Here is a 13,620-nt window from a genome sequence, read left to right as displayed (position 1 = left end):
AACGGCCAGAGGCCGCTAAAAAGTTTAAATCAGGTCTTCGAAACCTTCAACGACCTTAGGGAACTTCTCTTTGATAACCTTGAGAAGGTTGTAGACATTGACCTCTTTGATGTCCGAATCAGATATTAGTTTCACAAGCTCATCGATGGTCTCATCATCGAGCTCGGCCAACCTTTCTTTGGCCATCCAATTCCTATAGAGTTTGTCCTCCATCCTGTCACGCCACATCTTCTCATAAGGCATAAGCGCCGCTTTCGAGAAATCTCCGTTCTTCGATGCTTCGACTATTACCTTTCCGGCGTACATACCGGTCCTACACGCATGACAGATTCCTCCACCAGTAATTGGATCGATTATCCTTGCCGCATCTCCGACAAGTATTATGTTGTCATCCACGGCACAATCCATACCTGGACATGTGGAAACGAATCCCCCCATTATCTCTACAGGCTGACTGTTCTTGAAACGGGGATCCGATCCTATGAACTTATCGAGATATGTCTTGGCCTCTCCTTTCTTGGCCATTGTACCCATTATACCGATCCCTACATTGGCAACACCGTTGCCTTTGGGGAATATCCAAAGATATCCACCCGGTGCAACAGAACGTCCTATCACGAACTCACAATATTCCATGTCAGCATCGCAATTCACCATTCTATACTGAAGACAGGAACACAGGTCATTCAATTCAAGGTTCGTATCGATACCTGCCCATCTGCCTACCTGTGACTCATATCCATCGGCAGCAATTATGACATCGGCGTGGATCTCGATGTCCTCTCCCATGGATTTTGCCTTGATCCCGATCAACTTTCCATTCTTCCTAATGACATCTGTACAAGATGTGCGCAACATTATCTTCGCACCAGCTTCTACAGCATCCCTTGAAAGTGCTTTATCGAAAAGGTGTCTCTCAAGAACATATCCAACCTCGGAACCTGCTTTGCTCTCATCCAATTTGAACTGATATCCACTAGGTGATCTGATGATTGCTCCTTTCATGTCTGCGCAGATCCAGGTCGGATCTGGTTCTATACCTACTTCCTGTAACCATTTCTTGGATACGCCTTCGGCACATCTCAGAGGGGCCCCGATCTCGGCCTTCTTCTCTATGAGTATTGTGTTCAATCCGCCTTGCGCACAGAACTTTGCTGCCATGCTCCCACCGGGGCCGGCGCCGACAATTATAACATCGCATTTGTATGTCTTCATACCTTCGCCTCCAGTTTAAGTGCCTGTACTGGACATAGCCTGACACATCTTCCACACCTGTTGCATTTATCATTGAACTCCAAAATATAGTCATTCAGGAAGATCGCATTCTGTGGACAGGATCCAACACATCCACCACAGTGGAGACATTTATCGAAATTAACTATCATCTTTACACCTCATGCTTTTTGATCCTCGGGTACGATCAAAGCTTGTTCGAGTTCTTTTGCTTCCTTTTTATGTGCAGCCTTCCACTCCGCAAGAGGCGTGGAATATTTCTGCTCGGTGATCTTGCGATAATTCGGCCCTCCGTTGTACGCACAGAACGGAATGACCTGACAATCTGGAGTTACGTAATGAACCCCACAACGCTTGACCCTCTCAATATCGTAATTACTGTCATCCTGGAAGTGCATACCGCCGATCATCATCATCTTCCAAGAGAAAGCGGCAAGGGTACTCTTGGATTTGTTGCTCATAACGCTCTTTATCATCATTATGAATTTCTTCTTATCGAGACCCTCTGGCATTTTATCCTCGATGATGCAGTTGTTGAGAAGCTTCAATAACTTCAATGCAGTCAATTTCTTAAATGTTGCTTTTTCGGCCTTTGCACCGATCTCCACCATACCTTTGGAGAACTTATCGACATCAATGAAACGGGGGAAAGGAGTTACTTCTCCTTTCTCATTGATAAAGAGGTATGTTGCAATACCGCAGTGAGGATGTGTCGTGAACGTCACCTTGTTCTCACCCAATATAATGGATGCGAAGCTAGAGATGGGTGCAACGATAGGAACTGGATACCAATCATCCACGGTCGTATAGCCTGTCTGATCGCTCAACTCCCTGGCCAGATCGGGAAGGGTGAATCTACCCTTCTCAAGCTCCTCGTGGTCTATCCTTCCTGTGAAGGCGACTGGCTGGAAATTGACACCTCTGATAACATCAGAGTGCTCGATCGCAAATTTAACAATGTCTCCGATCTGGTGATCGTTCATCCCCTTTACGATTGTAGGCACTAGGACTATCGATGGGGATTTTCCTATATCTTCCTTCAACTTTCTGCAATTGGCAATTACATCTAATTTGATCTGGAACATCTTTCTGTCCCTGGCCTTTAGATAAATGTCATCTGTCACTCCATCAAACGACAGATATATCGTATTGAGTCCTGCCAAAGAGGAGGCTTTCAAAAACTCATAATCCTTTGCGAACTTTATACCATTCGTCGCAACTTGTACCTGTGCAAATTTAAGCTCTTTTGCCTTTTTTACAACCTCAACGAACTGAGGATAAACCGTTGGCTCTCCTCCAGCAAATTGAACGGCCGTACATTTGATCGGTTTCTCATTCCTCAGGGTCTGAAGCATCTTGACCACTGTATCGTAGTCAGGCTCGAAAACATACCCTGCCTGATTTGCTACCGCGAAACAGATAGGGCAATTCATATTACATCTGTTCGTAAGATCGATATTGGCCAGCGCCGTAGTGCTTAGCATATCCACCCTTCTACCATCGATGATGAAATTTGCATTCTCGCCCTCTTTCAGATTCTTATCCATTGGATTGAATATTCCTATACCGTCGTGAGCGTATTTCTCAGCTTTCAGATACATATTGACATCTGACCAATAGACGTCCTTGAACTTTCCATGCTGAGGGCATTCTTTTTCCATGTAGACCTTACCGTCCTTCTCAAAAAGGGTGGCCTCTATAATCTTTCCACACTCTGGACAGATAGATTCCGTTTTCTTGGGAAGACCCGGTTGGATTGCATATTCTTTGATAGTTGCACTCATGGTAACAAAGGGGAATCGAATGACGTCTTATAATACTTCTTTGATATTCTTTGTACAAAGAGCGCGGGGAAAGTCCGATTGCGTACACTAACTGTATCGTCCCCCATATAACAGAACGAACAACAAAACCGGTCACATGAGACCGATAAAACATCGTTCGATATCAGGATTGAAAAGATCCCAACGCGGCAATATGCCATTTGCTATAATCGCAGTTCTTCTAATATCGGGCTCTGCTTATGCTGTCGTTGCAGCACAAACAGAAAAAAGCTCTGAAAATACTGAAGATATCTCTGAGGAATTAGAGAACATTGAAACTGTGATCGATAGTACTGAATACTTTGTTGAGAAGGGCCTTGGGGAAATAATCTTCTCACTTAGCATAGCGTCAGTAGAAGGCACTATTGAACAACGCGCTGAAAAATACGAAGAACGGGCAAAGAACTGGATGGATTTTCAGTTTCCAATTTTAGACAATGGTGTCACCGTAGAACTACAATCATTCTCAACAGAACTCTCAGCTGAATCTCTCAAATATTCTGAAAACGACCTAACTGAAGGATGTGCTCCTTCTTATCTAGTTGGCGAGGGCTCCTTCACAGCAAAATATTCCAGTGACTCGGGTGAAACTGTAAAGACAATAGACTTTGAGACCGATGCGTCCTGTGCTCTTCCTCTCGTAGCAGAACAAGGTTCCCTATTCAAAAACGCAATAAGCGGACCCGGCTCATTGATATCCCAAATGATAAACTATCAACTGACCTGTCTGGCACAATACAGGGTGATGAACGGCTATGGAGCCATTAATGAATTCGGAGATATGGGAACAAACAACATACTTACCACAAAGGATGTTACACTGGCGTATTCAAACTCGATCAAGATCCTGGGTCTTACATATTTCCGCATTTTGCCTGAAAGAATTGACGGTTCATCAACATCTGTGGACCTTGCAGATTATTACATTGTATCTGATGGATACGTCGAAATAGATCTCTCGATCGTATATTCTCAAGCATTGATGTCGATCGCCGATGATATCGCGCTGCAGTGGATAGATTACCTTTATGGTAACAGCATTATTGACACAGTAGATCTGGCAAACGATAAACTAAAGAACGCTTGGGATTCCCTTAAAGGCTTTTTCACAAACAACAACGAATTCTCCGCTGCACCTTACATCGAAAGCGTCCTTTCGGAAAATGGGCTGGACATCGAGAAATACAGATATCTCCACTCTAATAAGACCTTTCAGATAATTGTTCCAGGCGAGAGTATATCCGAATCTATCGGAAAAGAAAGTTCAGATTATATCGTTACGCTCGAATACCCAACAGTCGATCTGATGTCCTGGGAGGGCATATCTAATTTCAAACAGCATTACAGGGAAGACAACTGTGAGATCAGAGAATGGTTCACCAATATCATCAACTCTGCAGCGCTGAAAGTAGGGTCTGAAAACTGTTTTGGCACGATAAGATTCAAGGTCGATTCCACAGATGGTGAATCATTTTTAGAGACCATTTCCAAAACCGTAGAATCCGCATTGAACAACGGCGATGCGGCCTTTGAAAAAATAATAAGCGAATCGATCGGTGAACAGAATATCATTGACCCATTCTACAACAGCATATACGATACAATAAACGACAATGTAGTGAACATATATGGTGTTTCAACATTCAAGGAGAACATACATGATATTCTCTTTACAAAATTGACCCAGATGATAGATGAAAACTACGGAACGGTGTTAAATACAAATACGCTTGAAAAGATCGTCAATTCTTTAATTGACGGGCCTGAGATCAAGAACATCCTTGATACATATTCAAATGAAGTGGACTCCCTTATGAACGGATTCACCACATTGAAAAATGTAAATGGTGAACAGGATAATCTGATGAAAAAAATATGCAGATCTGTCTTGGAGAAGGGACTCGGATTCATGGATAAGACGACGAATGTTCCAGAACGCATTGTATCATTATGCAGGGAGATGCGCGAGAACATTGCCATCAACTCATACTGCGACCCAATACAACTTCCTGGAACCGATAGTTTCGTGATTACAGATAACGCTGGTAATTCGTCCATCGAAAAGATGTCTATGGATCTGACCTCCAACCCCGCTGTAGAAGTATATGGCCCGAATTCCAATCTGTCTGACTGTATTCATTATGTAGGATTCCTACAAAACTCAGGGGCGTCATACTCAACCGTTTTTTCTGTTTCCATAAAAGACGATATTTCATATAAGGTCTCTAGCAAAGGTTCACTGGAAAATTACATGGGAATCTCTGACTCAGAGATCAAAGATAGCTGTCAAATAGACCTCGTATTGAAGATCACAGTTGTTAGTGCTTGGGCTTTACAAGGTGTTAATAATTACTGTGCCAGCAATACAGTATTGTCTGATGCTTGGAATTCTCTTGTCAATCTACTGTCTCCTCTTTTAGAACCTCTTAAAAAGATCCTTTCGATGATAATGGACGCCTTGACAATTCTTAATTCCGCACTTATCGAGATAAGTAAATTCGTGACAGACATCGTACAAAAACTCTATAACGCCTTAATGGAACCTTTGGAAGAACTGAAGGAAATGATTGAAAATAAGATAGAAGCTTGGTTCACTGAGGCCGCAGAAAATCTTGTAGGGTCTCTTGAATGGATCTTGAACGTCAATGCATCAAAACAAACGGCCGGATTCTCATACATGGGTTTCACACTGACAATAACCTTGAATCTAGCATCTCTTATCAAGAACACAAAGACACTTTTAACAATAAAATTGAGTACTACCGTATCCGATCTAGACGTATCTGGGTCAATAACCATAAAGCAAAAAGGAGAAGACAGCTCCAAGGAACTCATCATAACAGGATCGGCATCCATAGTCGGTGATGACTGGGATGTAAAAGCAGACATAGACCCTACAATGAAGACGACAAAATACCTCATATGTGTATCTGGAAACGTCAAAGGAACAGATTTCGATATAGTTATGCCTGAAGTTATCTCATACAACGAAATAGATTTCTCACTTCAAGACATACCTGGATTGGGTACGATTCTTTCAAATATACCTATGGGGGCGGCAAAGGTCTCGATAGATCTGGGACTGAATCTGAAATATAATGCTCCCTTCAAAAATGGACTTGTCGTTAATGAATTCGAATCCAATCCAGAAGGAACTGACACTAATTGCGAATGGGTGGAACTGTATAATGCATCCTCTGAGACCATTGATATCTCTGGATATTCGTTACGTGCAGGCACCAACAAAACCAAGACGTATACGATCTCCTCGACAGAACTACAACCTGGTGGAAGGCTCATCATAGATCTCCCAGGATCATTCCTGAATAACTCTGGTTCCTCAAATCTAAAGGGTGGAGAGTATGTAATGCTAATGGATTGTGACGGCAATACTGTAGATAAGACACCCACTAAAAAAGATACTGCCAATGATAATTATACTTGGCAAAGAGTGGCGGACGCCTCCACCGAATGGATATTCGAAGAAGGTACTCGTGATACAAAGAATTGTGGCGGAATTCTGACAGGGCAGATGATAAGGACACAGCTGTACAACATAATCAAAGAATCCGCAACATCGACATTATCGGACATGGGCGACCTTACGAATACTGAGGATTTAACGAAATTTTTCCAGGTTGCTGTTCAGAATGCTATAACCTCTGCAATTGAGATGTTATCGGAATGTTTGGTGGAGGCGTCTATCTACGTATCGGTGGAAGTAACTGACGTCGCTTCAGCAGGATGCATTGGATTCGAGGCCTCACTATTGATAGATTCGAATTTCGCAGAAGATGGATTGAAATGCCTGATAGGTGAAATGGAGGACCTTTTATTCAATATCGGAAACCCGTACGGTATCGATCCTAAAGAGGTTGTTTACAATAATACCTACCTCGGGATCAAAGTATATACTGGCATAAAGACTCCAAAATTCCTTGACGACGCTGACAAATACCCCGATGTCCAAATATGTGTGAACATAAGAGCCAATTTATCGAGTTTGGACAGAGTAATAGGTGGAGATGCCGGATCTTGGAAGGTTATCGCAGGAGTTCAGATTCTTGATTGCCCATATGCACTGATCCCTTCATCGTTAGGAGCGGACAAAAACACACATAATGACATATGGTTGATAAAAGCGACATTTAAACAGTCATCATGACCCGATCTAGCAAACTTCTTTAAAGATTTTTATTAATATGGGAACCCTATCTCCCAATATGGCCGGAATGAACTATAACATACCAACGGTCCTCACTGCTGAGGAACTCATAGAGAAGACATTCCATAGGGCGTCGAAAATTACCAAGAACGGATCTGATGCGCTTGATACGAAGAAGAAAACGATCCTGGCCAAGATCACAGCTTCTGGAGATATCGTTGTAACAACCCTTGGCGGGTACATCCAAAGATTCCCAAGAATGGAAAAGGAAGAGGACTTCCAGCCTGAACTTGTGGACCTCGTGATCGGTATTGATCAATATAAAAAATCACTTGGAGCTTTGAACTGGGCATCCAATAGAACAGAAAAACTCAAGAATGAATCCCTTAGAGAGGTCAGACGTACCAAGGACCCTCAGCTCTTGGACAGCATTAGGAACAGCTTCTACGGACGTCTTTCATCCTACATCCATCAGATCTCTAAGGATCTCCTTTTCCTACAGGATGCTAAAAATAAGTTCAGAGCTCTGCCCTCGATAGACCCGAGTGTTCCTACCCTGGTAGTTGCTGGATTTCCAAATGTAGGAAAGAGCAAACTTGTAACGGAACTGAGCACAGCTACCCCTCAGATAGCACCATATCCGTTCACTACAAAAGGAATTATCGTCGGTCACATAGAGGATGAATGGAGAAAATTCCAGGTAATCGATACCCCTGGCCTTCTCGACCGCAGTTTCGAAGACAGGAACGATATAGAGAAACAGGCGGTCCTCGCCCTTCGTTACCTCACAGACATAATGATTTTCATCATAGACCCCTCGGAAACCTGCGGATATTCGATGACGAAACAAATGGCATTGCTCGAATCCGTGCAAAAAGGATTTGTCGGTGTCCCAATAATCGTAGCCGAAAGCAAGCTCGACATAATACGTACCAATAGCGACAATATCCATTTCTCAGCACAGACTGGAGAAGGAATGGATGAATTAAGGTCCATGCTAATAAAGCAATTAAGAGAGATATTCCGCGAAAGGTCCATTGCTGCGGAGATCTGAGAGGCAGAAGATATGCCATCAAAGGTTGCCGTCAGCGATGAGATGGCGGACTACTTTTCAAATCTTTCCAAGATAAACGATAAATGCTATGAGATCGCAGAAGCAGCAAGGAAAAAAGGGTTCGACCCTGAGGACCATGTTGAGATCCCGCAAGCAGAGGACCTTGCCTCCCGTGTTGAGAAACTTCTAAGTGATTATAATGTAGAAGGTGTCGCTGAAGAGATCAGAAGATTAACGACAGAACACGGCAACCGTGAGATCGTCGCACTGATGATCGCGAAAGAGATCGCGAACAGACCTGCAGAAAGCCTGGAAAAAGCCGTCGACAGAGCCGTAAGGGTGGGCCTTGCCGTACTCACTGAAGGTATCCTCGTTGCTCCTCTGGAAGGCATCGCCGATACTAAAATAAAGACAAATTCTGACGGTACAAACTATATCGACCTCATCTTTGCCGGTCCGATACGTGCTGCAGGAGGAACAGGGCAAGCCATGAGCGTGCTTATTGCTGACATGGTCAGACAAACCCTTGGAATCGGAAAATATATCCCTACTCCTCAAGAAGCAGCAAGATTTGACGAGGAGATACCCTTATACAAGCAATGCCAGCATCTTCAGTTCACACCATCCTCATCAGAGATCGCACTGATCGTCAACAACTGTCCGATCTGCATAGATGGAGAAGGCACAGAACAGATCGAGATCTCTGGATTCAGGGACTTGCCAAGAATAGAAACGAACAAGGTCAGGGGTGGAGCGTGCCTGGTTATATCCGAGGGTATGTGTCTTAAAGCCGCAAAACTAAAGAAACACGTAGACAAGCTCAATATCGAAGGATGGGATTTCATTGGAAAATATCTTGATGCCCATAAAACGACAGAAGTTATGGAAACAGGAGAAAAAAAGGTCGAGCCATCTTACAAATACCTTAATGATCTGGTCGCAGGACGTCCTATATTTGGACACCCCTGTGCGATTGGAGGATTCAGACTCAGATATGGAAGGGCTAGGACCTCTGGACTTGCATCCCTTGCCTATAGCCCCGCAACGATGTACGCAATGGATGAGTTCATGGCCCTGGGAACACAACTGAAGATCGAAAGGCCTGGAAAAGCGTGTGTCGTCACACCGTGCGACATCTTAGAAGGCCCGCATCTTCTCCTCATGAATGGTGACCTGATATACTGTCAAACCAAAGAAGAGGTCCTGAAAATCAGGGATCAAATATCAGAGATCGTGGACAATGGTGAGATCCTAATCCCATTCGGTGAATTCTGCGAGAACAACCACTTACTGGTCCCCTGCGGATATTCTATCGAGTGGCACAAAAAAGAGATCCTTGCAAAAGGAGAACTACCAGATGATTGGAATGATCCCACATATGAACGTTCCAAAGAGATGTCCGATCAGTTGGGCCTCGCACTTCATCCAAAATTCAACTTGATGTGGTCCGATGTAAAGATGGAAAAACTGATCGAACTAAGAGATGCAATACTCATATCGGGCATGTACGATGGGGTGACCCTCAGTATTCCGACTAATGCCTCCACAAAAAGGACATTAGAGGACCTCTGCGCCGTACACATATTCCGTGAAGGAAGATCCATTATTGATCAAAGATATTCTCTTCCGATCATAGAATGTCTCGGTCTCAGAATCAAAGAAAAGAAGATCGTTTCTCTCATAGAATTAGAAGGAACGGATGTTCTGCCCGCGATAAGCAATGCTGCAGGATATATGGTCCGTGCCCGGGCCATGACCCGTATCGGAACAAGAATGGGCCGTCCTGAAAAAGCAAAAGAACGTGAGCTTTCTCCCAAATTACAATCTATCTTCCCTGTCGGCTCTGACACCCAGCCCAGAAAAGACATCGAATGCGCCATGAAAACCGCAAGGGCCAATAATTCCAGCCTAAGGTCTGACTCAGCACCATATATTGAGATAGAAGTAAGTAAAAGAAGATGCTCGGAATGCGGTCAGATCACATTCCGTACTTGGTGCAGAGAGTGCAGATGTCACACTCTCAATATGAGTGTTCAAGAACCGCGTGGCCCAACCGGTGCTCCTCCGATGACCAAATTGAACATTGAGAAAGAATTCAACGATGCACTGGCAAATCTCCGTGAAAGACCGGTAGACCTCAAATGCATGGAAAAACTGATCTCAAAGATAAAGGTCCCAGAAACGCTTGAAAAAGGCATACTAAGATCGAAAAATGATGTCTCCATGTTCAAAGAAGGGACCATTCGTTTTGACATGACAGACATACCGCTTACACATTTCAAACCAAGGGAGATCGGACTCTCCATAGAAAAGGCACACGAGTTAGGATATACACACGATTGGAATAACGCTCCTCTGACAGACCCTGAACAAATAGTCGAACTCAAAGTTCAGGACATAGTACCTTCACAAGATTGTGGAAACTATATGGTGAAAGTTGCCAAATTTATTGATGATGAATTGACTGAACTCTATGATATGAAAAGTTACTATAACGTCAGTAACAGAAGTGATCTCATTGGTCATCTGACATATGCACTTGCTCCTCACACATCAGGATGTATACTAAGTCGCATAATAGGATACTCTGACGTAAGGGGATGCTATGGACATCCTTTCTTCCATGCTGCTAAAAGAAGGAACTGCGATGGTGACGAAGATTGTGTAATACTTGCGATGGATGGTCTTCTTAATTTCTCCAGGACATTCCTTCCCAACAGACGTGGCGGGCTTATGGATGCACCTTTGGTTCTTACAACGAGATTGGATCCAAATGAAATTGACAAAGAAGCCCATAATGTAGATTGCCTGAGGGAATACCCATTGGAATTCTATAACGCCGCCATGGAGATGAAGGATCCAAGGGAGATCGATAAGATCATGGATCTTGTAGCAGGACGTATCGGAACTCCCAGACAATATGAGGGATTTGGGTTCACCCATGATACACATGATATTGCCGAAGGACCAAAATATTCGGCATACACCACGTTGGAATCCATGATGGATAAGATGAATGCACAACTCAAACTAGGGAAGATGATCCGCGCAGTCGATGAAAGGGATGTCGCTACAAAGGTCATCAATAAACACTTCATGCCAGATATGATCGGAAATCTGAGAAGCTTTGCAGCACAGACTGTCAGATGTACCAAGTGCGGAGAGAAATACAGAAGAGTGCCTCTCAGCGGAGTATGCATGAAATGCGGACATACCCTCAATCTTACTGTCCATGAGGCCAGCGTAAGAAAATATCTTGAAGTGTCAAAAGAGATAAGCGAGAAATACGGTCTTGATGATTATACCAAAGACAGGATCGAGATCCTCGAGATGAGCATGAATTCCTTATTCAACAATGATAAGATCAAAAAATGCAAGTTATCCGATTTCTACTAATGATTTTATAAAATTAAAAATTACCGGACCCGATATACGGGCCCGGAATGATCTGGAATTTGTTTAGAGCGAATCAGCCTGCATTGCAAGCTCTTTGGCTTCTTCACTGAGGATCTCAACTGCCTTTTCAAGAACCTGCTTTGCAGTAAGCGAACCATCGGTCTCGAATGTGAACAAGAAATTCTTGTCGTCTCCTTTTACGTGGACGGCACCGTTTGTAATCTCTTTACATGTATCACACAATGAACATGCATGTGGGTTAACAACCACCAATTTCTTGTTCTTCTCCCCGAAAACATGTCTTGGACAATGTTTGATCACATTTAGAACGTCGGGATCGTTGGCCTTCTCCGAGTTAATGCTGATCACTGGGAGATACTTGTATCCTACACCAAATGCTGCTTGCCACTTGACGTGCTTATTGCACGTGCCCATCACTGCTGTCGCATATATGAGCACGGCCTGTCCATCCGTCAATTCGACTATGGGAATGTTCTCGTCCTTGACCTTAAGATCTGGATTGCCGAGCGGTACCATGTCACCGGACAATACCGTGCACGGACCTATCTTATTCAAACTGTACATTAAAGTACAGCTTGGGCAACCATCCCCTCCACAGACACATTTATCCTGGTATGTGAAGAGCTCATAATCCGTGGGCACTGGAATCATTCCAAGCCTGTGAGCGATGATCTCATCGAACAAGGGCGTTACGCTCTCGTACTCCTTGTCATCAACCATGATTGGTCCGAGGTGGAACTCGACCTTGTCGATGGCCATCTTTGGAATGTCGGACAACATTGTCCTCCTGAGTGCGTTCGCCATGGCAGGAGAGGAATTTTTAAGGATGAATTTTCCCTTCCTCTCTGCCATTTCGAGTATTTCAATGTCCATAAGAGGCCTCCTCAGACCCTGCGTCCTCTGCGTCCGCCTTTCTTCTTGGTTCCGTCATGCGGAATAGGTGTAACATCCTCGATGCGGCCTATCTTAAGACCGGCCCTTGCCAGTGCACGAATTGCAGCCTGAGCTCCGGGTCCTGGAGATGTGGATTTGTTTCCTCCGGGTGCACGTACCCTGACGTGAACTCCGATGATCTCCTTCTCTCCTGCGACCTCTGCGATCTTCTCTGCTGCTCTCTGAGCTGCGTAAGGCGAAGACTCATCCTTGGCCTGTTTAACAACCATACCACCGGTAACTTTAGCGAGAGTCTCTGCTCCCGTTATGTCGGTCAAGGTGATCATGACGTTGTTGTAACTGGCGTAGATGTTAGCGATTCCCCATTTCTGTGTTGCTGCCATCAGATCTCACCATCCTTTGCTGTGATTCCGGCTTCCTGAGCATCTGCCCTGGCTACTGCTGCAGTCTTTGCCTCGAATTTTGAACGAGTCTGTTCTTTGACTGCTTCCTTTACTATAAGTTTCTCCGATGGAATCCTCATCGGGTGCATCTCATCTGTGAACGGCGATGCTACATTATACTCCACTGAGGCTTCCTCATCCCTGTTGACAATATATCCAGGAACGGTCACTCTGTGACCATTTATGAAAATATGTCCGTGCGTGATCATCTGCCTTGCCTGTTTGATCGTTGTAGAAAGTCCTTTCTCGAAAACAACGGTCTGAAGACGACGAGAGAGTATCTCTGAATCTGTCAGCAGAAGAACCTCATTGAGCGTTCCACCGGTAACGGGCAGAACACCGATGCGGGCACACTTGTTGATAAGTGCATCTGCCTCGACCTTCGCCTGTGCATCTCCGGTCCTCAAGAGTGCCTGAAGCTCCCTTGACTGCTTCCTGAAGTTCCTGAGTGTTGTCTGTGCCTTCCAGACTTCTGTCTTGTTCTTAAGTCCGAACTGGCGGACGATCTCGGCCTCTGCCTTTATCCTCTCGCCCTGCCATGGGTGAGAAGGTGTGTCGTAAGACTTACGTGAAAATTTAGGATCTCCCATT

The 13,620-nt window shown here is 44.3% G+C and carries 9 protein-coding genes; 3 read left to right on the top strand and 6 right to left on the bottom strand.

Features of this window, described 5'->3' with window-relative positions; translation table 11 throughout:
- Positions 1–24: 24 nt before the first annotated feature.
- Genes KRP56_01915 through KRP56_01905 form a run of 3 tightly spaced genes read right to left on the bottom strand, consistent with a single transcriptional unit; the run spans position 25 to position 3,017 of the window.
- Complete coding sequence (locus tag KRP56_01915; protein ID UAL08029.1) at positions 25–1,215, bottom strand: NAD(P)/FAD-dependent oxidoreductase; 1,191 nt, start codon at positions 1,213–1,215, stop codon at positions 25–27.
- Entirely contained in the window at positions 1,212–1,385 is a 174-nt protein-coding gene (locus KRP56_01910; protein ID UAL08028.1) for a 4Fe-4S binding protein, read from the bottom strand. Before KRP56_01910 ends, KRP56_01915 begins: the two co-directional genes overlap by 4 nt.
- A 9-nt stretch (positions 1,386–1,394) precedes the next feature.
- Positions 1,395–3,017, bottom strand: coding sequence for a radical SAM protein (locus tag KRP56_01905; protein ID UAL08027.1), 1,623 nt, complete (start codon positions 3,015–3,017; stop codon positions 1,395–1,397).
- Between the two features lie 136 nt (positions 3,018–3,153).
- Between KRP56_01905 and KRP56_01900 the strand changes: the two genes are divergently transcribed.
- From KRP56_01900 to KRP56_01890, 3 genes are all read left to right on the top strand, one after another.
- On the top strand, positions 3,154–7,221 hold the full coding sequence (locus KRP56_01900) for a lamin tail domain-containing protein (protein ID UAL08026.1): 4,068 nt from the start codon (positions 3,154–3,156) through the stop codon (positions 7,219–7,221).
- 67 nt (positions 7,222–7,288) lie between these two features.
- Positions 7,289–8,275 carry a 50S ribosome-binding GTPase gene (locus KRP56_01895; GenBank protein UAL08426.1) on the top strand — a complete coding sequence of 329 codons (987 nt, stop codon included), beginning with the start codon at positions 7,289–7,291 and terminating at the stop codon, positions 8,273–8,275.
- Between the two features lie 42 nt (positions 8,276–8,317).
- The gene (locus KRP56_01890; protein UAL08425.1) at positions 8,318–11,671 is read left to right on the top strand and encodes a DNA polymerase II large subunit; all 3,354 of its coding nucleotides are present in this window, start codon (positions 8,318–8,320) and stop codon (positions 11,669–11,671) included.
- 63 nt (positions 11,672–11,734) lie between these two features.
- Here the strand turns inward: KRP56_01890 and KRP56_01885 are convergent, their stop codons facing one another.
- The 3 genes from KRP56_01885 to KRP56_01875 are packed head-to-tail and all read right to left on the bottom strand — an operon-like array spanning position 11,735 to position 13,619.
- A complete protein-coding gene (locus tag KRP56_01885) occupies positions 11,735–12,565 on the bottom strand; it encodes a DNA-directed RNA polymerase subunit D (GenBank protein ID UAL08025.1) in 831 nt (276 codons plus the stop codon).
- 11 nt (positions 12,566–12,576) lie between these two features.
- Positions 12,577–12,969: a 30S ribosomal protein S11 gene (locus KRP56_01880; protein UAL08024.1), complete on the bottom strand. Its 393-nt coding sequence runs from the start codon at positions 12,967–12,969 to the stop codon at positions 12,577–12,579.
- Positions 12,969–13,619 (bottom strand): 30S ribosomal protein S4, encoded by a 651-nt coding sequence (locus KRP56_01875; protein UAL08023.1) that lies wholly within the window; start codon positions 13,617–13,619, stop codon positions 12,969–12,971. Before KRP56_01875 ends, KRP56_01880 begins: the two co-directional genes overlap by 1 nt.
- Position 13,620 lies beyond the last annotated feature (1 nt).

This window comes from Candidatus Methanogranum gryphiswaldense (genome assembly GCA_019262145.1).
In the GTDB taxonomy this organism is placed as follows: Archaea; Thermoplasmatota; Thermoplasmata; order Methanomassiliicoccales; family Methanomethylophilaceae; genus Methanogranum; species Methanogranum gryphiswaldense.
This window is presented reverse-complemented; position numbering and strand designations above follow the sequence as displayed.

Coding starts and splice junctions, on each gene's coding strand:
- KRP56_01915 (UAL08029.1), bottom strand. CDS start 1,215: ATGAAGACATACAAATGCGATGTTATAATTGTCGGCGCCGGCCCCGGT.
- KRP56_01910 (UAL08028.1), bottom strand. CDS start 1,385: ATGATAGTTAATTTCGATAAATGTCTCCACTGTGGTGGATGTGTTGGA.
- KRP56_01905 (UAL08027.1), bottom strand. CDS start 3,017: ATGAGTGCAACTATCAAAGAATATGCAATCCAACCGGGTCTTCCCAAG.
- KRP56_01900 (UAL08026.1), top strand. CDS start 3,154: ATGAGACCGATAAAACATCGTTCGATATCAGGATTGAAAAGATCCCAA.
- KRP56_01895 (UAL08426.1), top strand. CDS start 7,289: ATGAACTATAACATACCAACGGTCCTCACTGCTGAGGAACTCATAGAG.
- KRP56_01890 (UAL08425.1), top strand. CDS start 8,318: ATGGCGGACTACTTTTCAAATCTTTCCAAGATAAACGATAAATGCTAT.
- KRP56_01885 (UAL08025.1), bottom strand. CDS start 12,565: ATGGACATTGAAATACTCGAAATGGCAGAGAGGAAGGGAAAATTCATC.
- KRP56_01880 (UAL08024.1), bottom strand. CDS start 12,969: ATGGCAGCAACACAGAAATGGGGAATCGCTAACATCTACGCCAGTTAC.
- KRP56_01875 (UAL08023.1), bottom strand. CDS start 13,619: ATGGGAGATCCTAAATTTTCACGTAAGTCTTACGACACACCTTCTCAC.